Source organism: Roseobacter cerffii, from assembly GCF_054226325.1.
Map to the genome: position 1 here is coordinate 3,655,881 of NZ_CM135757.1, position 21,623 is coordinate 3,677,503.

Annotated in this window: 32 protein-coding genes; 20 read left to right on the forward strand and 12 right to left on the reverse strand. The window is 63.7% G+C overall.

Features of this window, described 5'->3' with window-relative positions; genetic code table 11:
• The first annotated feature begins 52 nt into the window (after positions 1 to 52).
• Positions 53 to 823, forward strand: coding sequence for a FadR/GntR family transcriptional regulator (locus tag ACVC7O_RS17655; RefSeq protein WP_458323431.1), 771 nt, complete (start codon positions 53 to 55; stop codon positions 821 to 823).
• 145 nt (positions 824 to 968) lie between these two features.
• On the opposite strand, the gene ACVC7O_RS17660 is transcribed toward ACVC7O_RS17655, so the two are convergent.
• From ACVC7O_RS17660 to ACVC7O_RS17690, 7 genes are all read right to left on the reverse strand, one after another.
• Positions 969 to 1,787 carry a phosphate ABC transporter ATP-binding protein gene (locus ACVC7O_RS17660; protein ID WP_458323432.1) on the reverse strand — a complete coding sequence of 273 codons (819 nt, stop codon included), beginning with the start codon at positions 1,785 to 1,787 and terminating at the stop codon, positions 969 to 971.
• A 176-nt stretch (positions 1,788 to 1,963) separates the two neighbouring features.
• Positions 1,964 to 2,536, reverse strand: coding sequence for a F0F1 ATP synthase subunit B (locus tag ACVC7O_RS17665; RefSeq protein WP_458323433.1), 573 nt, complete (start codon positions 2,534 to 2,536; stop codon positions 1,964 to 1,966).
• 5 nt (positions 2,537 to 2,541) lie between these two features.
• Positions 2,542 to 3,069, reverse strand: coding sequence for a F0F1 ATP synthase subunit B' (locus ACVC7O_RS17670; protein WP_458323434.1), 528 nt, complete (start codon positions 3,067 to 3,069; stop codon positions 2,542 to 2,544).
• A gap of 82 nt (positions 3,070 to 3,151) precedes the next feature.
• The gene (locus tag ACVC7O_RS17675; protein ID WP_011567586.1) at positions 3,152 to 3,376 is read right to left on the reverse strand and encodes a F0F1 ATP synthase subunit C; all 225 of its coding nucleotides are present in this window, start codon (positions 3,374 to 3,376) and stop codon (positions 3,152 to 3,154) included.
• 55 nt (positions 3,377 to 3,431) lie between these two features.
• Positions 3,432 to 4,178 (reverse strand): F0F1 ATP synthase subunit A, encoded by a 747-nt coding sequence (locus tag ACVC7O_RS17680; protein WP_458323435.1) that lies wholly within the window; start codon positions 4,176 to 4,178, stop codon positions 3,432 to 3,434.
• Positions 4,168 to 4,512, reverse strand: coding sequence for an AtpZ/AtpI family protein (locus tag ACVC7O_RS17685; protein ID WP_458323436.1), 345 nt, complete (start codon positions 4,510 to 4,512; stop codon positions 4,168 to 4,170). Before ACVC7O_RS17685 ends, ACVC7O_RS17680 begins: the two co-directional genes overlap by 11 nt.
• 206 nt (positions 4,513 to 4,718) lie before the next feature.
• Complete coding sequence (locus tag ACVC7O_RS17690) at positions 4,719 to 5,612, reverse strand: LysR substrate-binding domain-containing protein (RefSeq protein WP_458323437.1); 894 nt, start codon at positions 5,610 to 5,612, stop codon at positions 4,719 to 4,721.
• 103 nt (positions 5,613 to 5,715) lie between these two features.
• On the opposite strand from ACVC7O_RS17690, the gene ACVC7O_RS17695 reads away from it, so the two are divergent.
• The gene (locus ACVC7O_RS17695) at positions 5,716 to 5,937 is read left to right on the forward strand and encodes a hypothetical protein (RefSeq protein ID WP_458323438.1); all 222 of its coding nucleotides are present in this window, start codon (positions 5,716 to 5,718) and stop codon (positions 5,935 to 5,937) included.
• A 40-nt stretch (positions 5,938 to 5,977) separates the two neighbouring features.
• Complete coding sequence (locus ACVC7O_RS17700; RefSeq protein ID WP_458323439.1) at positions 5,978 to 6,310, forward strand: ArsR/SmtB family transcription factor; 333 nt, start codon at positions 5,978 to 5,980, stop codon at positions 6,308 to 6,310.
• 110 nt (positions 6,311 to 6,420) lie between these two features.
• On the opposite strand, the gene ACVC7O_RS17705 is transcribed toward ACVC7O_RS17700, so the two are convergent.
• On the reverse strand, positions 6,421 to 7,338 hold the full coding sequence (locus ACVC7O_RS17705; protein ID WP_458323440.1) for a DMT family transporter: 918 nt from the start codon (positions 7,336 to 7,338) through the stop codon (positions 6,421 to 6,423).
• Positions 7,335 to 8,213, reverse strand: a complete 879-nt coding sequence (locus tag ACVC7O_RS17710) for a LysR family transcriptional regulator (protein WP_458323441.1) — start codon at positions 8,211 to 8,213, stop codon at positions 7,335 to 7,337. The genes ACVC7O_RS17705 and ACVC7O_RS17710 overlap by 4 nt, the downstream gene beginning before the upstream one ends.
• Before the next feature lie 131 nt (positions 8,214 to 8,344).
• Between ACVC7O_RS17710 and ACVC7O_RS17715 the strand changes: the two genes are divergently transcribed.
• The 15 genes from ACVC7O_RS17715 (at position 8,345) to ACVC7O_RS17785 (ending at position 17,675) form a co-directional block, all read left to right on the forward strand.
• Positions 8,345 to 8,923 carry an FMN-dependent NADH-azoreductase gene (locus ACVC7O_RS17715; protein ID WP_458323442.1) on the forward strand — a complete coding sequence of 193 codons (579 nt, stop codon included), beginning with the start codon at positions 8,345 to 8,347 and terminating at the stop codon, positions 8,921 to 8,923.
• Positions 8,924 to 9,548: 625 nt separating this feature from the next.
• Positions 9,549 to 10,040 (forward strand): hypothetical protein, encoded by a 492-nt coding sequence (locus tag ACVC7O_RS17720; protein ID WP_458323443.1) that lies wholly within the window; start codon positions 9,549 to 9,551, stop codon positions 10,038 to 10,040.
• Between the two features lie 183 nt (positions 10,041 to 10,223).
• Entirely contained in the window at positions 10,224 to 11,732 is a 1,509-nt protein-coding gene (gene ffh / locus ACVC7O_RS17725; RefSeq protein WP_458323444.1) for a signal recognition particle protein, read from the forward strand.
• Between the two features lie 6 nt (positions 11,733 to 11,738).
• Positions 11,739 to 12,071 carry an NIPSNAP family protein gene (locus ACVC7O_RS17730; RefSeq protein ID WP_458323445.1) on the forward strand — a complete coding sequence of 111 codons (333 nt, stop codon included), beginning with the start codon at positions 11,739 to 11,741 and terminating at the stop codon, positions 12,069 to 12,071.
• Between the two features lies 1 nt (position 12,072).
• Complete coding sequence (locus tag ACVC7O_RS17735) at positions 12,073 to 12,591, forward strand: GNAT family N-acetyltransferase (protein WP_458323446.1); 519 nt, start codon at positions 12,073 to 12,075, stop codon at positions 12,589 to 12,591.
• Positions 12,588 to 13,091 carry a GNAT family N-acetyltransferase gene (locus tag ACVC7O_RS17740; protein WP_458323447.1) on the forward strand — a complete coding sequence of 168 codons (504 nt, stop codon included), beginning with the start codon at positions 12,588 to 12,590 and terminating at the stop codon, positions 13,089 to 13,091. Before ACVC7O_RS17735 ends, ACVC7O_RS17740 begins: the two co-directional genes overlap by 4 nt.
• Positions 13,088 to 13,645, forward strand: coding sequence for a GNAT family N-acetyltransferase (locus ACVC7O_RS17745; protein WP_458323448.1), 558 nt, complete (start codon positions 13,088 to 13,090; stop codon positions 13,643 to 13,645). The genes ACVC7O_RS17740 and ACVC7O_RS17745 overlap by 4 nt, the downstream gene beginning before the upstream one ends.
• The gene (locus ACVC7O_RS17750) at positions 13,642 to 14,172 is read left to right on the forward strand and encodes a GNAT family N-acetyltransferase (protein ID WP_458323449.1); all 531 of its coding nucleotides are present in this window, start codon (positions 13,642 to 13,644) and stop codon (positions 14,170 to 14,172) included. Before ACVC7O_RS17745 ends, ACVC7O_RS17750 begins: the two co-directional genes overlap by 4 nt.
• 76 nt (positions 14,173 to 14,248) lie before the next feature.
• The gene (locus ACVC7O_RS17755; protein ID WP_458323450.1) at positions 14,249 to 14,851 is read left to right on the forward strand and encodes a GNAT family N-acetyltransferase; all 603 of its coding nucleotides are present in this window, start codon (positions 14,249 to 14,251) and stop codon (positions 14,849 to 14,851) included.
• A gap of 93 nt (positions 14,852 to 14,944) precedes the next feature.
• Complete coding sequence (locus ACVC7O_RS17760; RefSeq protein ID WP_458323451.1) at positions 14,945 to 15,241, forward strand: chorismate mutase; 297 nt, start codon at positions 14,945 to 14,947, stop codon at positions 15,239 to 15,241.
• A gap of 49 nt (positions 15,242 to 15,290) precedes the next feature.
• On the forward strand, positions 15,291 to 15,701 hold the full coding sequence (gene rpsP / locus ACVC7O_RS17765; protein ID WP_458323452.1) for a 30S ribosomal protein S16: 411 nt from the start codon (positions 15,291 to 15,293) through the stop codon (positions 15,699 to 15,701).
• An 86-nt stretch (positions 15,702 to 15,787) separates the two neighbouring features.
• Positions 15,788 to 15,931 carry a hypothetical protein gene (locus tag ACVC7O_RS17770; RefSeq protein WP_458323453.1) on the forward strand — a complete coding sequence of 48 codons (144 nt, stop codon included), beginning with the start codon at positions 15,788 to 15,790 and terminating at the stop codon, positions 15,929 to 15,931.
• On the forward strand, positions 15,928 to 16,434 hold the full coding sequence (gene rimM, locus ACVC7O_RS17775) for a ribosome maturation factor RimM (protein ID WP_458323454.1): 507 nt from the start codon (positions 15,928 to 15,930) through the stop codon (positions 16,432 to 16,434). Before ACVC7O_RS17770 ends, rimM begins: the two co-directional genes overlap by 4 nt.
• Before the next feature lies 1 nt (position 16,435).
• Positions 16,436 to 17,227: a tRNA (guanosine(37)-N1)-methyltransferase TrmD gene (gene trmD / locus ACVC7O_RS17780; RefSeq protein WP_458323455.1), complete on the forward strand. Its 792-nt coding sequence runs from the start codon at positions 16,436 to 16,438 to the stop codon at positions 17,225 to 17,227.
• 139 nt (positions 17,228 to 17,366) lie between these two features.
• Positions 17,367 to 17,675, forward strand: a complete 309-nt coding sequence (locus tag ACVC7O_RS17785) for a hypothetical protein (RefSeq protein ID WP_458323456.1) — start codon at positions 17,367 to 17,369, stop codon at positions 17,673 to 17,675.
• A gap of 35 nt (positions 17,676 to 17,710) precedes the next feature.
• Here the strand turns inward: ACVC7O_RS17785 and ACVC7O_RS17790 are convergent, their stop codons facing one another.
• Positions 17,711 to 18,256, reverse strand: coding sequence for a hypothetical protein (locus ACVC7O_RS17790; protein WP_458323457.1), 546 nt, complete (start codon positions 18,254 to 18,256; stop codon positions 17,711 to 17,713).
• A gap of 357 nt (positions 18,257 to 18,613) precedes the next feature.
• Between ACVC7O_RS17790 and rplS the strand changes: the two genes are divergently transcribed.
• Both rplS and rpmE read left to right on the forward strand, forming a co-directional pair.
• The gene (rplS, locus tag ACVC7O_RS17795; RefSeq protein WP_458323458.1) at positions 18,614 to 18,997 is read left to right on the forward strand and encodes a 50S ribosomal protein L19; all 384 of its coding nucleotides are present in this window, start codon (positions 18,614 to 18,616) and stop codon (positions 18,995 to 18,997) included.
• 11 nt (positions 18,998 to 19,008) lie between these two features.
• Positions 19,009 to 19,230 carry a 50S ribosomal protein L31 gene (gene rpmE / locus ACVC7O_RS17800; protein WP_458323459.1) on the forward strand — a complete coding sequence of 74 codons (222 nt, stop codon included), beginning with the start codon at positions 19,009 to 19,011 and terminating at the stop codon, positions 19,228 to 19,230.
• A gap of 119 nt (positions 19,231 to 19,349) precedes the next feature.
• Here rpmE and ACVC7O_RS17805 read toward each other — a convergent pair whose 3' ends face one another.
• Positions 19,350 to 21,194 (reverse strand): methyl-accepting chemotaxis protein, encoded by a 1,845-nt coding sequence (locus ACVC7O_RS17805; RefSeq protein ID WP_458323460.1) that lies wholly within the window; start codon positions 21,192 to 21,194, stop codon positions 19,350 to 19,352.
• Positions 21,191 to 21,490 carry a hypothetical protein gene (locus ACVC7O_RS17810; protein WP_458323461.1) on the reverse strand — a complete coding sequence of 100 codons (300 nt, stop codon included), beginning with the start codon at positions 21,488 to 21,490 and terminating at the stop codon, positions 21,191 to 21,193. Before ACVC7O_RS17810 ends, ACVC7O_RS17805 begins: the two co-directional genes overlap by 4 nt.
• Positions 21,491 to 21,623 lie beyond the last annotated feature (133 nt).

The following is a 21,623-nucleotide window of genomic DNA, read 5'->3' on the forward strand; positions in this document are numbered from 1 at the left end:
AGTTTACCATCCGCATAAAGTGGTCATATAATTTGACCAAAATGGAGCGCCCATGCCCTTCCGACCCGTTCAATCAGAGAAACTCTCCACCGCGGTGGTGCGCCAGATCGAACAGCTGATCCTGCGTGGCATCCTGCGGCCCGGGGAGCGTCTGCCCGCCGAACGGGAGCTGGCCGAGCGGTTGCATGTGTCGCGGCCCAGCCTGCGCGACGCGATCAGCGCGCTGCAGGACCAGGGGCTGCTCACCTCACGCGCGGGGGCGGGCGTCTATGTGGCGGATGTGCTGGGCTCCGCCTTTGCGCCCGCGCTGGTTCAGCTCTTTGCCCGGCATGACGATGCGGTCTTCGACTACCTGTCGTTCCGGCGCGACATGGAGGGGCTCGCCGCCGAGCGCGCCGCGCGCCTCGCCTCGGACACCGACCTGCGGGTGGTGCAGACCGTCTTCGACAAGATGGAGGGAGCGCACACCAAGCGGAACCCGGAGGATGAAGCGCGGCTGGATGCGCAGTTCCACATGGCGATCATCGAGGCCAGCCACAACGTTGTGATGCTGCATATGATGCGCTCGATGTACGATCTGCTGCGCGAGGGCGTGTTCTACAACCGGCAGATCATGTTCAAACAGCGCGCCACCCGGCAGACCCTGCTCGACCAGCACCGCATGATCAACGACAGCCTGCAGGCGCGCGATGCCAAGGGCGCCCGCGCGGCGGTGGAGGCGCATCTCGACTACGTCGAACTGTGTCTGCAGGACCAGATCAAGGCGGAGCGCAACGAAGAGGTCGCGCAACAGCGTCTCGACCACGAGGTGCACCAGCGCTGATCACGACAGAGCCAACATCGGGGTGGGCCTCCACACCACAGTTGCGACAGGGGGCCAAGCGCCCTTCCCCCCATCGAAGGGGGGCGGGCGGTGCCCGCCGTGCGGGCCAGGTGGCGAGTTCAAGTCTGCTTGATAGCGCGGTGCTCTAGCCGAAATCCCCCGCTACGAAGGCCCGCGCCTCCGGATCCTGCGCGCGCTCGAACATCGCCTCGGTCCGCGACAGCTCCCGCAGCTCCCCGAGGTGGAAATACGCCACCCGGTCCGCGATCCGTCGCGCCTGCATCATCGAATGGGTGATGATGACCACCGCGTGATCTTCGCTCAACTCCAGCATCAGGTCCTCGATCTTCGCGGTGGCGACCGGGTCGATCGAGCCGGTGGGCTCGTCCATGAGCAGCACCTCGGGCTTGGTCGACAACGCACGCGCGATGCAGAGCCGCTGCTGCTGACCGCCCGAGAGGTCATGCCCGGACTTGCGATGCAGATCCTGCTTGACCTCCTCCCAGAGATGCGCCCGCCGCAGGCAGCACTTCACATGTGCGTCCATCTCGCGCCGGCCGCGCACCAGCCCGTGGATGCGCGCACCATAGGCCACATTCTCATAGATCGACGCCGCGAACGGGTTCGGCTTCTGCGCCACCCAGCCGAAACGGCGGCGATGCACCGGCGGGTCGATCTCAGCGCCGTGGATATCCTCGCCGTGCATGATGATCTCGCCGTCGATCCGCACGCCCGGTGTATCGTCATGCATCCGGTTGAGGCATTTCAGCGCCGTGGACTTGCCACAGCCCGACGGGCCGATGAAGGCCAGGATCTCCTGGTCATAGAGGTCGAAACTCACATCACTCAGCGCCTGTTTCTCGCCGTAGTGCAGCGAGAGATTGCGCACCGAGATGATCGGCGCCGCGTTCCGGTAGATCGGGGTTGGCGTGTAGAGGGCCGGGTCGGTCAGTTGGTCAAACATCGCAGGTCTCCGTCAGCAAGGTGTCGATTGCACTTGCTGACAGGCTGCGGGGTGGCCCGGCTGCGGACTTTGATCTGACCCCGAATTCTGAAAATGTCACAGAAGTTTCACAAACGCCCGGCCAAGAAAAAACCCGGCGCGGGGCCGGGTTTCAACCTACGTCGAGGATGCGCAGCTTAGTGCAGCTTGGCGTCCACTTCCTCAATGGCGCTGTCGATCAGGCCGTTGGCCTGGGCCGCGGTCATCTGCTTGGCAATCATCTCGCGGGCCACGGACATCGCAACCGTCACCGACTGATCACGCACCTCCTTGATCGCCGCGCTTTGCGCATTGGCGATCTGCTCTTCCGCAGCGGCCATCCGGCGCTCCAGCGACTTGGCGAGATCGGCGCGCGCTTCCTCGGCGGCCACGGTGGCCTCTTCCTTGGCGGCGGCCACGATGCGGTCTGCCTGCTCCTGCACTTCGCGCTGCTTGCGCTCGTAGCTGGCGAGCAGCGATTGTGCCTCATCGCGCAACGCGCGGGCCTCATCGAGCTCCGACTGGATGCCTTCGGCGCGCTTGTCCAGCATGGCGCCGATCATCCCCGGGACCTTGAAATACACCAGGATGCCGACAAAGACGAGCAGGCCGAGAAGCACCACGAAGTCGGTGTTCTTCAGTGAGAAGAACGGCTTGTCGCCCGCCGCAAAAGCCGGGCTCGCCAGGATCAGCCCCAGCGCCAGCGATATCTGTCCGGTCAGGTTCCGCATGGCCTTCATCCTTTCACCCGCGCGTCGACGGCGGCGGTGATCGCTTTCGCGTCCGCCGAGCCGCCCATCGTGGTGACGATCTCCTGCGCGGTCTCACCGGCGACCTCTTTCACGGCCTCCAGCGCACCTGCACGGATCTCGGCAATGGCTTTCTCGGATTCCGCCGCCTTGGCCGCAATCTCCGCATCCGCCTTGGCCATGGCCGCGTCCAGGTCTTTCTGAATCTCCGCCTTGGCCTCGGCCACGATGCGGTGCGCCTCGGCGCGCGCGTCGATCAGAGCTTTCTCATAGGCCGCTTCAGCCTCTTCCGCCTTGGCCTTCAAGTCCTCGGCGGCGGCCAGATCGCTCGTGATCGTGCCTTGCCGTTCCGCCAAAATCGCCGCGATCCGCGGCAGCGCGATGCGCGACAGAACGAAATAAATGACAATAAGCGTCAGAACCAGCCAGAAGATCTGGTTGCCCCAGGTCGAGAAATCGAGCTGTGGCATCCCTCCCGAGGAGGCGGCGTCTGCGCCAGGTGTGTCTGTTGCCATGATGATCTCCTTCGAGGCGGTTCCACACAGCGGGCAGCGCGGTGTCGCGCCGCCCGAGCGTAAGGAAAGTCGTCTCTAGAGCTTAGACGGCAAACATCAGCAGCAGGGCGACGAGGAACGCGAAGATCCCGAGCGCTTCTGCGAAGGCGATACCGATGAAGAGGGTCGCGGTTTGCGACGCAGCCGCCGACGGGTTGCGCAGGGCGCCAGCCAGGTAGTTGCCGGCCACGTTGCCAACCCCGATCGCGGCTGCGCCGGACCCGATTGCCGCCAGACCTGCGCCGATGTGTGCGAGTTCGCCTTCCATGTGAATTCTCCTTACGATTGGAAGTTGAGTAGAGCTACGGACGGATCGTCCGAAATTAGTGATGCGGGTGCAGCGCGTCCTTGAGGTACACGCATGTGAGAATCGTGAAGACATAGGCCTGGATGAAGGACACCAGCACCTCCAGCCCGTACATCGCGGTGATGCCCAGCACAGCCACGGGGCTCACGGCGGCGATGGCTGCAAAGCCCGCGAAGACCTTGATCACCGCATGGCCCGCCATGACGTTGCCCGCCAGACGAATGGAGTGGCTCACGGGCCGCACGAAATAGGAAATAATCTCGATGATCGCGAGAATGGGCCGCAACGCCAGCGGCGCCGAGGAGACCCAGAAGAGGCTCAGGAACCCGGCGCCGTTCTTGACAAAGCCCAGAACGGTCACGGTGACGAAAACCGCAAGCGCCAGTACAACGGTGACGGCAAAATGCGAGGTCGGCGTGAAGGACGTGGGGATCAGCCCCAGGAAATTCGCGCAGACGATGAACATGAACAGCGTCATGATATAGGGGAAATACCGCAGGCCTTCCTTGCCGCAGATATCCTCGACCATCTTGTAGATGAAGCCATAGGCGAGCTCGGCAATCGACTGCGACCGGCTCGGCACGATGGCGCGATGGCGGCTGCCGAGCACCAGAAGCACGATGATCGCCACAATCGACAGGCCCATCCAGAGCGCTGCGTTGGTGGGCGTGTACCAGGTCACCTCTCCGCCGAAAATCGGCTGGATGATGAACTGATCCATCGGGTGAAACACCAGACCGCCTTCTTCCGCACTATCCGCCATTCCGGGCTCCCTCGTCTCTCTTCTCGGCCTCTTCGGCCAATTTCTTCTCTTGGACCTCTTGCGCAGACCGCAGCATCGTCTTGATGCCCGCCGCGAGGCCCAGCAGTGTGAACAGCACCAGGAAGATCGGGAGCGTCCCGAACAAGCTGTCGAGCCCGTATCCGATGCCGAAACCGATCCCCAGACCGGCCACCAGTTCGATCACCATGCGCCAGGCCAGTTGTGCCTGGGAATAGTGCTCATCCTGCCGGGGTTTGGGTGCCTGGCCCTGTTTGGCCGCCTTGATCCGGGCCTCAAGCTGCTCAAGTTGCTGCTTCTGGTCCGGGTCTGTCACGAGCAAACACCCCTTCGAATGGTTGCGCTTGTGCTATTGCGCGGGGCGGGGTGAGTCAAGCGCGCGGCGACAGAGGGCAGAGCCTCTGTAACCGTTTGGAATTATGAGTATTTTTGGAAGGGTGAAGGGGCGTGGCGCGCTTTGCCGCAGTACGTCCTGGCCGGGATCGGGGGCTGAGCCTCATTCAACCATTTGGTTGATCTTTGTCAGATGGGCTGCCCGCGGTGGCGCGCGCTGGTGTCGAGAAGCCAGTCCCGGAACAGGCGCACGGCTTTGCGGCGCAGCGCCCCCTCACCCAGCAGCACGTAGTATCCGCCCTCGCGAAACCCGATCTCAGAGAGCTGTTGCAACCGGCCCGCCGCCACATCCAGCGAGGTCACCTCGCTGGAGGTCAGGAAGACCCCGTGCCCCGCAAGGGTCGCCTCGTAGGCCAGGTAGGAGCGCATGCGCCACCCGATCAGCGGGATGATCTCCGGATCATCAATGCCGGAGAGCGCAAACCACGCGCCCCAGGTCCCGGTGGAGCGGTCGCGCATCAGCTTGTGCCGGGCGAGCGCGCGGGGGCTGGCCAGCGGCAGATCGACAAGGCCGGGTGCGGCGAAGGGATAGAGCGGCGCGTCGCTTAATAGGATCGCATCGGGGTTCGACCCCGCGATCTTGAGAAAGCGGATCGCCACGTCAGCCTCGTAGCGGTTCACATCGGCGAGCCAGCGCGACCCTTCCAGCCGAACCTCCACCTCGGGGTGTGCGGCATGAAACCCTGACAGACGCGGGATCAACCATTTGGTGGCAAAGAGCGGCTCGCTGTTGATCATGATCACGCCTGCGGGTCGTTCGGTGACCCGGTCAGTAGCCTCCGCGATGGCGTCCAGCGCAGGTGTGACCTGCCCCAGGTAGGCGGCGCCCTCGACCGTCAGCTCCACACCGCGCGACACATCCCGGAAGAGCCGCGTGTTCAGCCGGTCTTCCAGCCCGCGCACGTGGCGGCTTATGGCGGAATGGCTCACGCCCAGCTCCTCGGCGGCGCGCGAGAAGCTTTCATGCCGACCTGCGGCCTCGAAGGCGCGCAGGGCGTTCAGCGGGGGCAGCTGCCTGGACATGATGACTTGTGCATTTTTTGCACAGGTTTGGTCAAGCAATTGATTTTGAATTCATGCGACGTTTGGGCGAAACTGCCCTCATACCTGAATTGGAGTGTGTCCCATGACCGATGTAACGCGTGCGCGCGCAGGCCTGACCTTTGCCTTCAGGTCACCGAAAAACATGCTGAGGCGACTGCTTTCCTGGCTGCGGCCCGCGCCAAAGGGCCTGGAGATCGGCGAGATCAGCGATCACCTGGCCCGCGATATCGGTCTCTCACCTGCGGATCTGGACCGCCATCGGGTGACGCTGCCATCGCAGACCACCTATCATCCGCGCGGCTGACGGGCTTCCCCTGCCGCCGCTCCGGCGGTATGACGAGCGCATGACGCGCAACCTCGATCAGGCCTTCGCCGCTCTGGCAGACCCGACCCGGCGGGAAATTCTGACGATGCTGTTGGAAGACGATATGGCCGTGACTGACGTGGCCGAGCCCTTCGAGATGTCGTTGGCCGCCATTTCCAAGCACCTCGGGGTGCTGACGGCGGCGGGGTTGATCAGCCAGGAAAAGCGCGGGCGGGTCAAATGGTGCAAGCTGGAACCCGATGCCCTGCGCGCGGCTTCTGTCTGGATGCAAGGGTTCGGGCAGTTCGAGCCGGTGAACCTCGATGCGTTCGAGCGGTTCCTCGCGGCCGAACTCCCGGACAAGAGCGCCTGAGCGCTGGCATGGGTCAGGTGGCCAGATTGATCACTGCCATCACGACAACCACAAGGCCAACCACATAGATAATGCTGTTAATCATCTTGATCCTCTCTTTCGTTGAGAGGTCAACGTGACGGCACCGCCTTTTGTTCCCGCGTGGGCGGCTCGTCATCGCGCAGAAGCAGCGCCAGCGCCACGACCGTCAGCGCAACGCCGCCCAGCACCAGCGCCTGCGGCGTGCCGTTGCCAAAGGCGATCTCCCACAGGATCACCCAGCTCGGCGTGAGGTAGGTATAGGCCATCACCTTGGCGCTCGGCAGCCGCAGCGTGGCGAATTGCAAGAGCACGAAGGTGGCGGCGGAGGCAAAGAGCGCCACGTAGATCAGCGTCACCCAGACGATCCCCGGCAGACCCGCCCAATCGGTCGCCACGATGTCGCGCCAGGCAAACAGGGTCAGCAAGATCGCCCCCGCCACCAGCATCCCGAAGGTGAAAACCACCGCCGGTTCGCCCCGGTTCAGTTTACGCACCATCGGCGTGTAGACCGCATGCGCCACGCAGCCGACGAAATAGATCGCCTCGCCCGGCCCGATCTCAAACGCGCGAAACGCCGCCCAATCGGCCCGGAAGATCACCCAGAGCGCGCCCGCCGCCCCGATGCTCAGGGCAAAGGCCATCCGCGCCGTCGTGATCTGGCGCAACAGCAGCCAGCCGAAGCCTGCCGCCATCACCGGCGTGAGGGTAAACACCGCCGCCGCACTCACCGGCGGCGCGGTCTTCAGCCCCTCGAACATCAGCACGAAATAGACCGCAAAGGTCCCACCCAGCACCGCATAGCGCCAAGGCGCGCGGAACGCTGCACGCGGCAGCCCGGTGGTGGCCAGCGCCGCCGCCCCGATCACCGCCGCGGCAATCACGAAGCGCACCGCATTCAGCACCGCGGGGTCAATCGCATTCGCCGCCTGCGCGCCCAGCGAAAACGACCCCGCCACCAGCGCCGAGAAGGTCAGCATCGCCAGATGCCCCTGCGCGCTGGGGCTCATACGTCCCAGTCTTTCGCCTGCTCCTTCAGAAAGCTCAGAAACGCCTGCACCTTCGTGGTGCGGTGCAGATCTACATGTGTGACCAACCACAGCGGCGCTGACCAGTCGTCCTGCCGCGGAATGATCTCCACCAGATCGGGATCGTCCCGCGCCTCTAGCACCGCCATGAACCCGATGCCCGCCCCGGACTGCACCGCCACATCCAGCGCCCGTGTGTCAGTCGAGCGGAAGATGATCGCCTCCGCTGGCACATGGGCGCGCATCCAGCGGTTGAAGGGCGCGCGGCTCTGGTCACTGTCATGGCCCACGAACCGGTGCGTCGCCAGATCCGCCACCGAGGCGGGCGTGCCGTGCTTGGCCAGATACCCGCGCGTTGCGTAAAGCCCCATGTGCTGATGATGGAACGTCTGCACCACATTGTCGGGCTGGTCCGGCGCCGTACCCGCCCGCACCGCCACATGCGCCTCGCCGTACTCCAGCCGAAAGAGCCGCTCACCGGTCAGATAGCGCACCACCACATCCGGATACTGCTCCTGAAACCGCGCCAGAAGCGGCACCATCCGCGGTGCGAGGCTTATCAGCGAGGTGATCACCAGATCGCCCGAAACCTCATCGCCCAACCCCTTGATGCGGCCCGCAAGCTGGCTGAACTGGTCATCCGTTGCCTGCGCCACGCGCAGCAGGTCCTGCCCCGCTTCCGTCGCCGTATACCCCCGCGCGTGGCGCTGAAAAAGCTTCACGCCCAGCCGCCCCTCGAGCGCGTCGATGTGGCGGATCACCGTGGCATGGTGCACCCCCAGCACATCCGCCGCCCCGCTGACCGTGCCCAGCCGCGCCACCTGGTAGGCCGTCTTGATCTCGTCCCAGTTCTCCATCCCACCCCGCTTCGATGCAGAATGTGCAACACCGCACAGTCGATGTGGAACATCACGAATTGCGTTCGAAATTGCAATGGGCATCTTTGAGGCAGACCAACATCCCCGATCCCCTTCCAAGGAGACCTGACATGACACAGACCATCCTGCAAATCGACGCCTCCGCCCGGACCACGGGCTCCACCTCACGCCAGCTGACCGCCAGCATCGCGGGCACACTCGGCGGCACGGTGATCCACCGCGATCTTGCCGAGGCGATCCCCCAAATCGACGAGACCTGGGTGGGTGCCAACTTCACCCCCGCCGACCAGCGCACCGATGCGCAAAAAAAGGCGCTCGCCCTCTCCGACACGCTGGTGGACGAGATCAAATCGGCGGACGTCCTGGTGATCGGCGTACCGGTCTACAACTTCGGCGTGCCTGCGGCCCTCAAGGCCTGGATCGACCAGATCGCCCGCGCGGGCCTCACCTTCCAATACACCGAAAACGGCCCCAAGGGCCTGCTCGACGGCAAGCGCGCCGTGATCGCCCTGGCAACCGGCGGCACTAAAGTGGGCTCCGACATCGACTTCGCCTCCGGCTACATGCGCCACATCATGGGCTTCATCGGCATCACCGACGTTGAAATCGTCGCCGCCGACCGCCTGATGGCAGATGCCGACAAGGCCATGGCCGACGCCACCGCCCAGATCGCGGCCCTCGCCGCCTGATCCATCCCGCCGATCGGGGGCGCGCCATGACGCCCCCGACCTGGCCACCTTCAATGACAATGATAGGGCTGCGACCCACCATGGCAGCATTGCCCCGGTGGTGAACTCTTGCGACACCCGCCGCCGTGCGACACCTCGGTGTTCTCCGGGCCTGGCGCGTCAGCCAGAGCCGTAAAAGCGGACACCGCGACCACGGAAATTACGGTTCGTACCAGTCTTGCACATGTCATATCCCGACTCCTGTCCCCCTGGCGGATAATGCGGCTCAATCTGATGAAGGTGGCGAAGTCCCGCCTTGAGCCAGATCAACACCCGCTCACCCGGCTTGCCACCAAAGAGCGCCGGTGCCACCAGCGCGACCACCCCCCAGCGCCAGCGACCGGTCCCAGACCACCCGAGAGGAGGCGCACGACCGAAGCCGCCCCAGTCAGCTCAGATCAAACCGCACCTTCAACAGGCCCACGCTCCACCCGCACGCGCCTGTCTTCACCCTTCTCCAAATACTCATGACACGCGGCATCAACCCGCGCGCACCTCGACACTGTTGCGCCCCGCAGGGTCATCTGCCGCGCTTTTGCACCGAAATCGCCCCGAAAGCACCACGGCGTTGCGCTCTTCTGCGCCCATGAAAATCCTGACGGACACCCCGGACCGGCTGGTGATCGAACACCGACCCATCCTTCTGGCGGCAGCCCTCGTCGCCATGACCCTGCTGCTGCTCTACGCCAGCATGGCCGCTTTTGCCGAGGGTGATCCGGGCAGGGCACTCTTCGTGCTCGCCGTGACAGCCCTGCTGATGGTCCCCTCTTTCTGGTTCGCGGTGGAGCGGGTGCAGGTCACCTTTGACCGCACCGCCCAGACCCTGACCCTGCGCAAACGGCGCCTCAATGGCGACCGGTTTGAGACCCACCCGCTGGGTGATGTGACCCGCGCGATGCTGCAGACCCGCAAGGGCGACCACGACACTGCCGACTGTCACCGGGTCGCGCTCGTCCTTGGGGCAGACCGGCTTGAAAACCGCCACGGGCTGACCCAGAGCTATCGCAGTGGCCCGCAGGCTAAAAAGGTGGTCCAGCGCATCAACGCCTGGCTTGACTCGGGGCCTACCGCCGCCTAAACGCCCCTAAACATCCGGAAGCTCCAGCCTTCCGGTCCCGAACCGTTCGGGATCGCCCTCCGTCAGCGCGTCGCGCCCACGGGGGCGCTTTTCGTTTCGGTCCGACCGGGACGTTTGTGCAATTCAGGCGGACCTCCTACATCAGGAGCATCCCGCAACCGACATCGAAGGGGGCCATGGCCCATGTTTGAAAATCTGTCCGAACGCCTTGGCGGCGTCTTTGACCGGCTCACGAAGCAGGGCGCGCTGTCTGAGGAAGACGTCACTACCGCCCTGCGCGAGGTGCGCGTCGCGCTTCTGGAAGCGGATGTCTCGCTGCCCGTCGCCCGCGATTTCGTGAAAGCGGTGCAGGACAAGGCAACCGGACAGGCCGTAACCAAATCGGTCACCCCCGGCCAGCAGGTCGTCAAGATCGTGCATGACGCGCTCATCGACGTGCTGAAAGGCGAAGGCGAACCGGGTGCGCTGAAGATCGACAACCCGCCCGCCCCGATCCTCATGGTCGGCCTGCAGGGCTCCGGTAAAACGACCACCACCGCCAAGCTCGCCAAACGCCTGACCGACCGCGAGGGCAAGCGCGTTCTGATGGCTTCGCTCGACGTGAACCGTCCCGCCGCGATGGAACAGCTCGCCATCCTTGGCACCCAGATCGGCGTCGACACCCTGCCCATCGTCAAGGGCGAGGACCCGGTCGCCATCGCCAAACGCGCCAAAACCCAGGCGGGCCTGGGCGGGTACGACGTCTACATGCTGGATACGGCGGGCCGCTTGCACATCGACCAGGAGCTCATCGCCCAGGCCGCCGCCGTGCGCGACGTGGCCAACCCGCGCGAGACCCTGCTGGTGGTCGACGGCCTCACCGGTCAGGACGCGGTCAACGTCGCCACCGAATTCGACGACAAGATCGGTGTCTCGGGCGTCGTGCTCACCCGGATGGACGGCGACGGGCGCGGCGGGGCCGCGCTCTCGATGCGCGCGGTCACCGGCAAGCCCATCAAATTCGTGGGTCTCGGCGAGAAGATGGACGCCATCGAGACCTTCGAGCCCGAGCGCATCGCGGGCCGAATCTTGGGCATGGGCGACATCGTGGCCCTCGTCGAGAAGGCGCAGGAAACGCTCGAGATCGAACAGTCCGAGCGCATGATGAAGCGCATGGCCAAGGGTCAGTTCAACATGAACGACCTCAAGATGCAGCTCGAACAGATGCTCAAGATGGGCGGAATGGAAGGCATGATGGGCATGATGCCCGGCATGGGCAAGATGGCCAAACAGGTCGAGGCGGCGGGCTTTGACGACAGCATCCTCAAACGCCAGATCGCTCTCATCCAGTCGATGACGAAGAAAGAGCGTGCCAACCCGCAGATCCTGCAGGCCTCGCGCAAGAAGCGCATCGCCGCCGGCGCAGGCATGGAAGTCTCCGAGCTCAACAAGCTGCTGAAGATGCAGCGCCAGATGGGCGACATGATGAAGAAGATGGGCCGCATGGGCAAAGGCGGCATGCTGAAACAGGCCATGAAGGGCATGTTCGGCAAGGGCGGCATGCCCGCAGGCTTGGACCCCTCCCAGATGGACCCGAAACAGCTCGAAGCCGCCGCGAAAGCCATGGGCGGCAAACTGCCGGGCGGCTTGGGTGGCATGGGCGGCGGCATGCCACTGCCCCCCGGCCTCTCGGGCTTCGGCAAGAAGAAGTAAGCCGCCATGATCACCTGCACCGTCCGATATGAAATCGACCCCGCGAAGCTCGACGCCTTCGAGCGCTACGCGCGCTTCTGGATCTACAAGATCCCGGCCATGGGCGGCACCCATCACGGTTATCACCTGCCGCACGAAGGCCCGAACGACATCGCCTATTGCCACTTCTCCTTCCCCTCGCTGAGCAATTACGAAGACTACCGCGCCCGCATGTGGGAGGACGACGAGTGCCTGGCCGCCTACGCACTTGCGACCGAAACCCAGTGCATCCGCCGCTACGACCGCTCCTTCACGCGGCCCGTGCTGGAAGGTGCGCGCCCCGAAGATCTGGGCCTCTGACGTGATCACGATCCCAACGATAACGACGGATCGGCTGATCCTGCGCGCGCCGACGGAAGACGACGTCGCGGGTTTTGCGGCGTTTTACGCCAGCGACGCGGCGCAGTTCGTGGGCGGCCCGCTGAAGGACTTCCAGGTCTGGCGATACACGGCCGAAGTGCTCGGCCACTGGCAATTGCGCGGCTTCGGGCGCTGGATGGTCGAACGCAAGGACGCACCGGGCGCCATCGGCCTCGTGGGGCTGCATGCACCGCTGGACTGGCCGGAGCCCGAGGTCGGCTGGATGCTCTGGGACGGCAATGGCAAAGGCTACGCCAGCGAAGCCGCCCGCGCCGCGCGACGCTATGCCTATGACACGCTGGGCATGACCACGCTGATCAGCTCCATCGCCCCGGACAACGCCGCGTCGATCCGCCTGGCCAAGGCCATGGGCGCCAGGCGCGCGCCCGAGGATTACACGCACCCGGTATACGGAACGATGCAGATCTACCGCCACCCCGGTCCGGAGGCTGCGGAATGACAAGGCTGACCCCAACCCTGCAGGGCGACCGTCTGACCCTGCGCCCGCATGTCATGGACGACATGGACGCCTTCTGGGCCTTCTATCAAAGCCCGCGCGCGCAGTTCATGGACGCACCGAAAACCCGAACGCACCTGTGGTACGGCTTCTCTTCGGAAGTCGGCTCTTGGCAGCTCACCGGCATGGGCGGCTGGGCCATCGAGGTAGACGGCGCACTCGCGGGCCAGGTCGCCATCACCCACCCGCCCCATTTCGCCGAACCCGAGCTGGGCTGGTGCCTCTTCGACGGGTTCGAAGGTCAAGGCGTGGCCCATGAAGCGGCCAGCCTCGCGCTCGACTACGCCCGGCAAACGATCAAACCGGCATCGCTGGTCAGCTACATCCACCGTGACAACGCGCGCTCCATCGCGCTCGCCAAACGGCTCGGCGGCACGCATGACCCGGCGGCCAAGGCCCACGACGCCGAAGACGTCGTCTATCGCTACGAGGTGACGGCATGACCTTCGCCTGCGAAACCCCGCGTCCCGGCCCCGCCGCCGCCTTCGCGCTCCAACTGCAAGGCCAACTGCCCCTGCTGGTGACCGAGCGTCTGATCCTGCGCGCCCCCAAGGTCGAGGATTTCGAGGCCTTCGCTTGCATCGCCTGCACCCCGCGCGGCCAGTATTTCGGCGGACCCATGACCCGTGAAGACGCCTGGAGCGACTTCACCCAGATGACCGCCACCTGGCTGCTGCACGGTCATGGCGTCTGGACCATTGGCCGCAAGGGCGAGATCGCGGGCTTTGTCTTGCTGGGCTTCGAGCCCGGTGATCTGGACCCCGAGCTGGGCTTCCTGCTGCTGCCCGAAGCCGAGGGCGACAGCATCGCCTTCGAAGCCGCCACCGCCGCGCGCGACCACGCCTTCGACAGCCTCGGCTGGAACACGCTGGTCAGCTACATCGACCCGGCGAACACCCGCGCTCAGCGCCTCGCCACCCGGCTCGGTGCCGTGCGCGATGGCATGATCGAAGACGCGCAGGTCTGGCGCTACGGCACCGGAGAGCCCGCCGCATGACCTCCATGACCTTCCCGACACTCGAAACAGAGCGCCTCATCCTGCGCGGCCCGAAAGCTTCGGATGCCGAGGCCTTCATGGGGTTCTACGCCACCGAACGCGCGCAATTCACCGGCGGCCCGATGACCCCCCGCCAGGCCTGGAACTTCTTCGGCACCGAAATCGGCCATTGGGCGATCCACGGCTTCGGCATGTACATCGTGACCGCCAAGGGCTCCGACGCCCCGCTTGGGATCGTTGGCCACTGGTACCCTTGGGGCTGGCCCGAGAAGGAAGTGGGCTGGGTGCTCTTCGATGCCGCCAGCGAAGGGAAAGGCATCGCCTGCGAAGCGGCGCAAGCCTGCATCGACCACGCCTGGCACGTTCTGAAATGGCCAACCATCGTCAGCTACATCGCCCACGGCAACGACGCCTCCGTGGCGCTGGCCAAACGTCTCGGCGCCACGCTCGATGAAACAGCGCAACAGCCCAAACCCGAAACTCCCGGCTACGTCTACCGCCACCCCCGCCCGGAGGGTCTGGCATGACGACACGCCCTTCACCCTTCTGCAAATACTCCCGCCGGAGGCGGCCCGCGATCTCAACTCGGTGTGAGGTCGCCCAATGAGCACCCAGATCCCCATCCTCGAGACCACCCGCCTGGTCCTGCGCGGCCCGGAGCCCGAAGACTACCCGGACTTCAAGGCCACCTTCACCAGCTACCGCGCCCGCTTCATGGGCGGGCCGCTCAATGCCTACGAGGCCTGGATGCTCTACGCCGCCGAGATCGGCCACTGGCAGATCCGCGGCTACGGCATGTGGATGATCCACGACAAGGCGAGCGGCGAGACATTGGGCATGGCAGGCGGCTGGAAACCCGCGAAATGGCCCGAGGCCGAGATCGCCTGGGTGATCTGGCCCGACCGCGGCGGCAAGGGCTATGCGCTCGAAGCCACCCACCGCGTGCGCGGCCACTTCTACGAGCACCTCGGCTGGGAGACCGCCGTCAGCTATATCGACCCCAAGAACCTCGACAGCATCCGCCTCGCTGAACGGCTGGGGGCCACGAAGGACCATGAGGCAGCCACCATCGACGGCAACGACGCGGTCTACCGCCACCCGGAACCCGCGGAGCTCAAAGGCTCACAGCTGGCCCATGGCATCGAAATGGAGATCAGCCACTACGCCGATCCGCTCTTCAAACCGAAAGGCTGGGCCATTGACTAAGTCTTACCAGACCGCGCGCCGCGCACCGACGTTATACCGACGTTATACCGACGCGATACCGACAGGCCACCGACGCCGGATCTGGGGGGCAGAATGACCGACGCCACCTCCCGTGCTGCAGCTCTCCTGAAAGAGCACCGCGCCTCCATCGACCGGCTCGATGCGATCCTCGTCTATACCCTGGGCGAGCGGTTCAAACACACCCAGGCCGTGGGGAAACTCAAGGCCGCACACGACCTTCCCCCGTCCGATCCGGCTCGCGAAGCGGCACAGATCGAACGGCTCGAAGATTTGGCGAACCGGGCCGATCTCGACCCGGAATTCGCCAAGAAGTTTCTCAACTTCATCATCGCTGAAGTCATTCAGCACCACAAACTTCACCAAAGCTAGGGTGGCCTGAAAGCCCACCCAACCTGCCGATTACAAAAGGAAATACACCATGGCTATGAAAATTCGTCTTGCCCGCGGCGGCTCCAAAAAACGCCCCTTCTACCGCATCGTTGCGGCCGACAGCCGCATGCCGCGCGACGGCCGCTACATCGAGAAGCTGGGCACCTACAACCCGCTCCTGCCGAAGGACAGCGAAGAACGCGTGAAGATGGACGTCGAGCGCGTGCAGCACTGGCTCGGCCAGGGCGCACAACCCACCGACCGCGTGGCCCGCATGCTGGAAGCCGCTGGCCTGAAAGAGAAATCCGAGCGCAACAACCCCAACAAGGGCACGCCGGGCAAGAAAGCGCAGGAGCGCGCCGAGGAGAAAGCCGCCAAGGCTGCAGAAGCCGCCGCGCCAGCTGAAGCCCCTGCGGAAGACGCCCCGGCGGAAGAGGCTGCTGAAGAAACTACCGAGTAAGGTGCTTGACGCGTGGCTGTCCCGGCTCGGGGCAGCTTGCTCTTCGATGCGAGCCACCGCTTTGAGGGCCGCCACTTAGGTGTCACATGTTTCGCCCGATCCGCACGTTGATGCTGGTGCTTGTCGCGTTTCTCGCTGGCCTCTTTGTCGAGCGGGCCAACCATCGTGACAGCTGCCTTGATCGCGGCGGCGCGATGTCCGAAGGTCTCTGCATAGGAGTGGACGAATGAGCTCGGACAAGGTCTGTGTCGGTGCCATCGGTGGGGCTTATGGCGTGCGCGGCGAGCTGCGCATCAAGAGCTTCTGCGCCGTGCCCGAGGACATTGAAACCTATACGCCCTTGACCACCGAAAGCGGCGACCAGACCTTTCATCTCGCCCTGATCCGCCCGATCAAGAACGGCTTTGTCGCCCGCGTGGCCGAGGTTGCCACAAAGGAGCAGGCGGACGCGTTGAAGGGCACACAACTCTTCGCACGCCGTGACCAATTGCCAAACCTGCCGGACGACGAATACTACCATGCGGACCTCATTGGACTGGATGTGCTGGACACCGGCGGTGCTGCCTTGGGTCGCGTAAAATCCGTTCTGGATCATGGCGCCGGGGACCTTCTGGAGGTCCAGCGTCCGGGATCCTCCGAAACCGTGCTGCTGCCCTTCACTTTGGCCGCCGTACCGACGGTCGACATCACCGCTGGCCGGATCATTGCAGACCCGCCCGATGGCCTCTTTTGAGATGACCGATGCCCCCAAGAGCCACGGCCGCAAGAGCATTCGGCCCACGCTGACGCCGCGGTCGCTGATGGATGACAGCGAAACGCTGGTTGGGGCGTGGCAGGCTCGCATCGTGACCCTGTTCCCGGATGCGTTCCCCGGCGTCTTGGGTCTGTCGCTGACCGGAAAGGCGCTGCAGGAGGGACGCTGGCAACTGCACACCCATGACCTGCGCGACTTTGGCATCGGCAAGCACCGCAACGTTGATGACACACCGGCAGGCGGTGGCGCGGGCATGGTCCTGCGGGCCGATGTGGTCGGCCCGGCGCTGGCCGATGCCCAACACCACGCGCGCGGCCGCTGGCCGATCCTTTACATGTCGCCGCGCGGTCGACCGTTTGATCAGGCAATGGCCCGCGATCTGGCCCGCTGCGATGGTGTCACCCTGCTGTGCGGCCGGTTCGAGGGGGTCGATGAGCGCGTGCTGGAGCACTTCGAGGTCACCGAAGTTTCGCTCGGTGATTTCGTGATGACCGGTGGAGAACTCGCGGCACAGGCGCTGATCGATACCACTGTCCGGCTTTTGCCCGGCGTTCTGGGCAACGCCGAAAGTACCGTCGATGAAAGCCATGCGCGTGGTCTGCTCGAACACCCGCAGTACACGCGACCCGCCAGTTGGGAGGGGCGCGAGATCCCTGATGTGCTGATGTCGGGCCATCACGGCGAGATCGACGCATGGCGTCGCGCGCAGTCCGAAGCGTTGACACGCCGCCGCCGACCCGACCTTTGGTCAAAATTCGAGCAGAAAGACTAGCCACCTGCGAAACTTCGCGCGACGGTCGGCCTTTCTTCGCCGACCGCCCGATTGTCGCCGCAAAGCGCTTCGTTTTTGACTAAAAATCGACACAGTGACCCCCGACGATACAGGCAGCGTCAATCAGGGGTGATGTCAGATGATGAAATTGTTCGGGGCGTTCGGGCAGGCCGTGAAGAAGAGCCCGCAACCGGAAGAAGATATCCGATACACGCGGTTCAGCTACCACAAAACGCGGGAGACGGCGGTACCGGCGTCTGAAGCGACCAGCAGTCATGTGCGCCGATCAGCGATGCCCGCAGCAGCCCACCGTCCTGCGTCAAACGTCGCCCGCGCGACTGCGCCAGCGCCGGAGGTCGACGAAAATGCGCATCTTTACTCCGAGACCCGTGTCTCGGTTGCTGTTCTGCGAAACGCGCTGCCTCAAAGGTTCGCGGAGTCGCGCTGAGCGGATCAACGCTCGTCCGCTCAATCCGTAATCCGCTACTCAATCTGTTCGACGGGCGTTGATCGTGGCACCGCATCGATCTCGCGCCGCGTGAGAATGTAAGATTTCGGACGCTGCCGGGTCGTCATATCATAGGCGGGCGCCTCACCAAACTGCACCAGCGTACCGGTTTGATCCGTAAAGGCCCATCGCGCAGCGACCAGCTGATAAATCCCGTTTTCATTGTCTTCCGCATCACGCCAGAACTGTTGGCGCCAGGCCCCTTTGATCTTGACAGGCAGCCGGATCAGCTCGGGGTTGGGGGATGGGCGCCGTGCGGCGATCGCCGCGCGACGCGCGCGGCTGTCGATCCACCGCAAATGCGCCTCCAACGGCCCGATCTCGCGTGCGCGGCGGCCCGGAAAGATCACTGATATCTCGCGCGTGTGGTCAAAGAATGCCTGCACCAGAAAGTCACCGCTCGTTGTGCGGCTGGTCTTTGGTACCAGCTCAATCTCTATCGGCCCCCCGTAGGTTCGAAAAAGCGCACGGTCTTCCTGTTCCGGAGAAACACCACCGCCGGGTTTACGCGTCTGTGCCATGCCAAATGACCTGTCCTACTTTACCACATTCCCCCACCACGACACCGCTTTCAAAGCGACGCGCCAAACGCTACCCCGCAAATCCTTAACGAAGGATTGAGGCCTGGAATGACCTCTTGATCCCATGGCTGTTCCCGCCTATACGGCACGAGTTCGAGCCGGAAAGTCGGCTGCGGACCCGCTTGTCGTGGACATGGCGCTACTGGATCTGTCGAAGTGCCCCACACAGCGGTTTGTAAGGAATGGCGTTTGAATTCTCCCGGCGGGCGCGACAGGCGGACCCGAAGACAGACCGGAAGCTCTGAGATGCGGTACAACCTTCGTGGAGCAACCACGAGCACTATAGGAGACGATCAGATGGATCTGATTGCAGAGATTGAAGCGGAACAGATTGCCGCTTTGGGGAAAGACATCCCGGATTTCCGCGCTGGCGACACCGTCCGCGTGGGCTTTAAAGTGACCGAAGGCACACGGACCCGTGTGCAGAACTATGAAGGTGTGTGCATCGCGCGCAACAACGGCTCCGGCATCGCGGGCTCTTTCACAGTTCGCAAGATTTCGTTTGGTGAAGGCGTGGAACGGGTGTTCCCCCTGCACTCCACGAACATCGACAGTATCACCGTCGTGCGTCGTGGTCGCGTACGTCGCGCCAAGCTCTACTACCTGCGCAGCCGCCGCGGCAAATCCGCCCGGATTACCGAAAACTCTAACTACAAGCCCAAGTCGGGCGCTGAAGCGTAAGGAGCTTATCGATGAAAGCCGATACACATCCCGACTATCACATCATCGACGTCAAAATGACCGATGGCACCGTGGTTCAGATGAAATCCACTTGGGGCAAAGAAGGCGACCAATTGGCGCTGGACATCGACCCCTCCGTTCATCCGGCCTGGACCGGCGGGTCGTCGCGCCTGATGGACACAGGCGGTCGCGTTTCGAAGTTCAAAAACAAATACGCTGGCCTCGGATTTTAAAGAACCTGCCGTCCGAAAACAAAAGCGCCACCCGTATCATCGGGTGGCTCTTTTGTTGGTATGGGCAACCTACGATGATCAGACATCAGGTGCTTGATCATCTTTAGCTCAATGCGGCTTCAGAACTCTTCCCAGCCTCCGTCGTCGGGCAGCTCCGGCATCGCAAGCGCCGCGTTTCCTTGAACTGGAGGAACAGCTCTCGCCACGGCCTTGGGGGCCGATACGGTCGCCGGAGCAGCCATTGAGCTCGGGGCCTTTGCGGCGCGCTTATGATCTGCGCCCACCGTGAAGCGCGCCATGGCCGCTTTGAGGCTCTCTGCCTGTTTGGCCAGTGATTGCGTCACCGCGTTGGTCTCTTCAAACATGGCGGCATTCTGTTGCGTCACACCTTCGAGTTGATGCATCGCGTCGTTTGATTCCGAGATACTCAGCGACTGCTCCTCGGCTGCAGCAGCGATGACCGAGACGAAGCTCGCAATGTCCTCAACCGCCTCGTTGATGCTCTGCAGGGCCGTACCGGCCTCGTTGACCAGTTCCACCCCATTCGCAACCTGTTTGCCACTCGCTTCGATCAGCCCACCAATCTCGCGCGCGGCCTCCGAAGACCGTCGCGCCAATTCCCGCACTTCTGATGCCACAACGGAGAACCCGCGCCCTTTCTCTCCGGCCCGTGCAGCCTCAACACCAGCGTTTAGCGCGAGCAGGTTGGTCTGAAACGCGATGTCTTCTATGACGCCGACAATCTTCGCGATCTGCCCCGAAGACGACTCAATCTCTGACATGGCGGAGACCGCTTTCTGGACAATCTCATCCGACGAATCCGCCTTCGATTTGGCCGTTTGCACGGCCTGATCCGCCTGTTTGGCGCTCTGCGCCGCGTTGCCGGAGTTGGTTGCGATTTGCGAGATCGCCGCGGTCGTCTCTTCCAAGGTGGATGCCTGGGACTCGGTTCGTTTTGCCAAAGTATCGGCAGCATCCTCGATCGAATTGACGTCATCGACGATTGTTTCGGCATTCTGATCGACCACGATCATGGCCTCACGCAACCCTGCCACCGCGCTGTTGTAGTCGCGGCGCAAATCTTCGTATTTCTCGGGCAGAGAGGTTTCAATCTGCTTGCACAGATCCCCGGTCGAGAGGCTGCGCAACGCATCGCGCAAGGTCTCGACCACATGGTTCTGCTCGGCTTCGATCTTCGCGCGCTTCTCGCGCGCGATCTCTTCCGTCTCGCGCGCTTTGCGATCAGCTTCAATCGCATGCTGTGCTTCCTGCTCGGCAGTCTTGCGCGCAGCCAATGCTTCCTCCTGCGCAACTTTCGCGGCACCCAGCGCCTCCTCCGTCTCAACCTTGGCGGCCTCTGCATTGGCCAACGCCGCGCGCGTCTCATCCGCCGAGGCCTGGATGGCAGCATTTTTTGCCAAGGTATCCTGATAGGCCTTGTTGCGGTTCTTCAGAGCCACCCAAAGCACCGCCGCCTCGACAACAACTATCACCCCATGCAGGACGGTCCGCTTCAGGTTGGTGCCAAGATCGACGGACGGATAGACCAGCGCGGGCAACGCAATCGATAAGCTTAGGTGATGCACGGCGATCACGCCGGCCGCGGCGAGGATCACCAGAGGCTCGGAAATGATCATGCAGACCGCGAGCAGAGCAAAGAAAAGCATATGGCTATCGAGCTGCCACGGATGGCCAGAGAGCGCTGCAGTGATACAGATGGCCTGCCCGATCAGACCCACTGCGGCCAGCACACGACCGTGGATATTGGCAAGGCGCGCGCCAAAGAAGGACAGCCCTGCAAAGGCTAAGGCAACCGCGCCCAACAGCATCAAAGATGTCCCCGCGATCCAGGCAGCAATCAGCACACACGGCACCAGCGCGAGGCTGCCAAAAGCGACCTGCTGTGCCGCCTTGTCGGCGGCCTTGTTCCACGCCTCGTCGCGAAAAGTCTGGGGTGCGCTCATATCTCTACTCCACAAAATTCTGCGATGCGCCTGCCGTCGACGACAAACCACGCACCATGTTCCAGAAGCGCGGGCGCAAACTCTACATGCTCGGCATGGACCAGCGCGCCAAACCGCGCGAGCTCCGGCCCAACCACGCGCCCGCCAGCCGCAGGCACGACAGTCTGCTGCAACACACCAACGGGCCCGATGACAAGCATGATCTCGCCCGGCACAGGCTTTGCTGTCGCCAGGGCCAGCAACGGCCCGGCAAGCAGCACGAATGCGGCGGCAAGAATGTAAGCGAGTACCGGCATGCAATCTCTTCTGGTTTTCTGCGGACTACCATCGGAAAGTTTACAAGCGCCTAAAAATCTGCCTGACATCGATGCCATTCCGCTGCATCCAAGCAGAGCGAGGCCAACGGGCAACGCCGTCGGGGCATTGCAA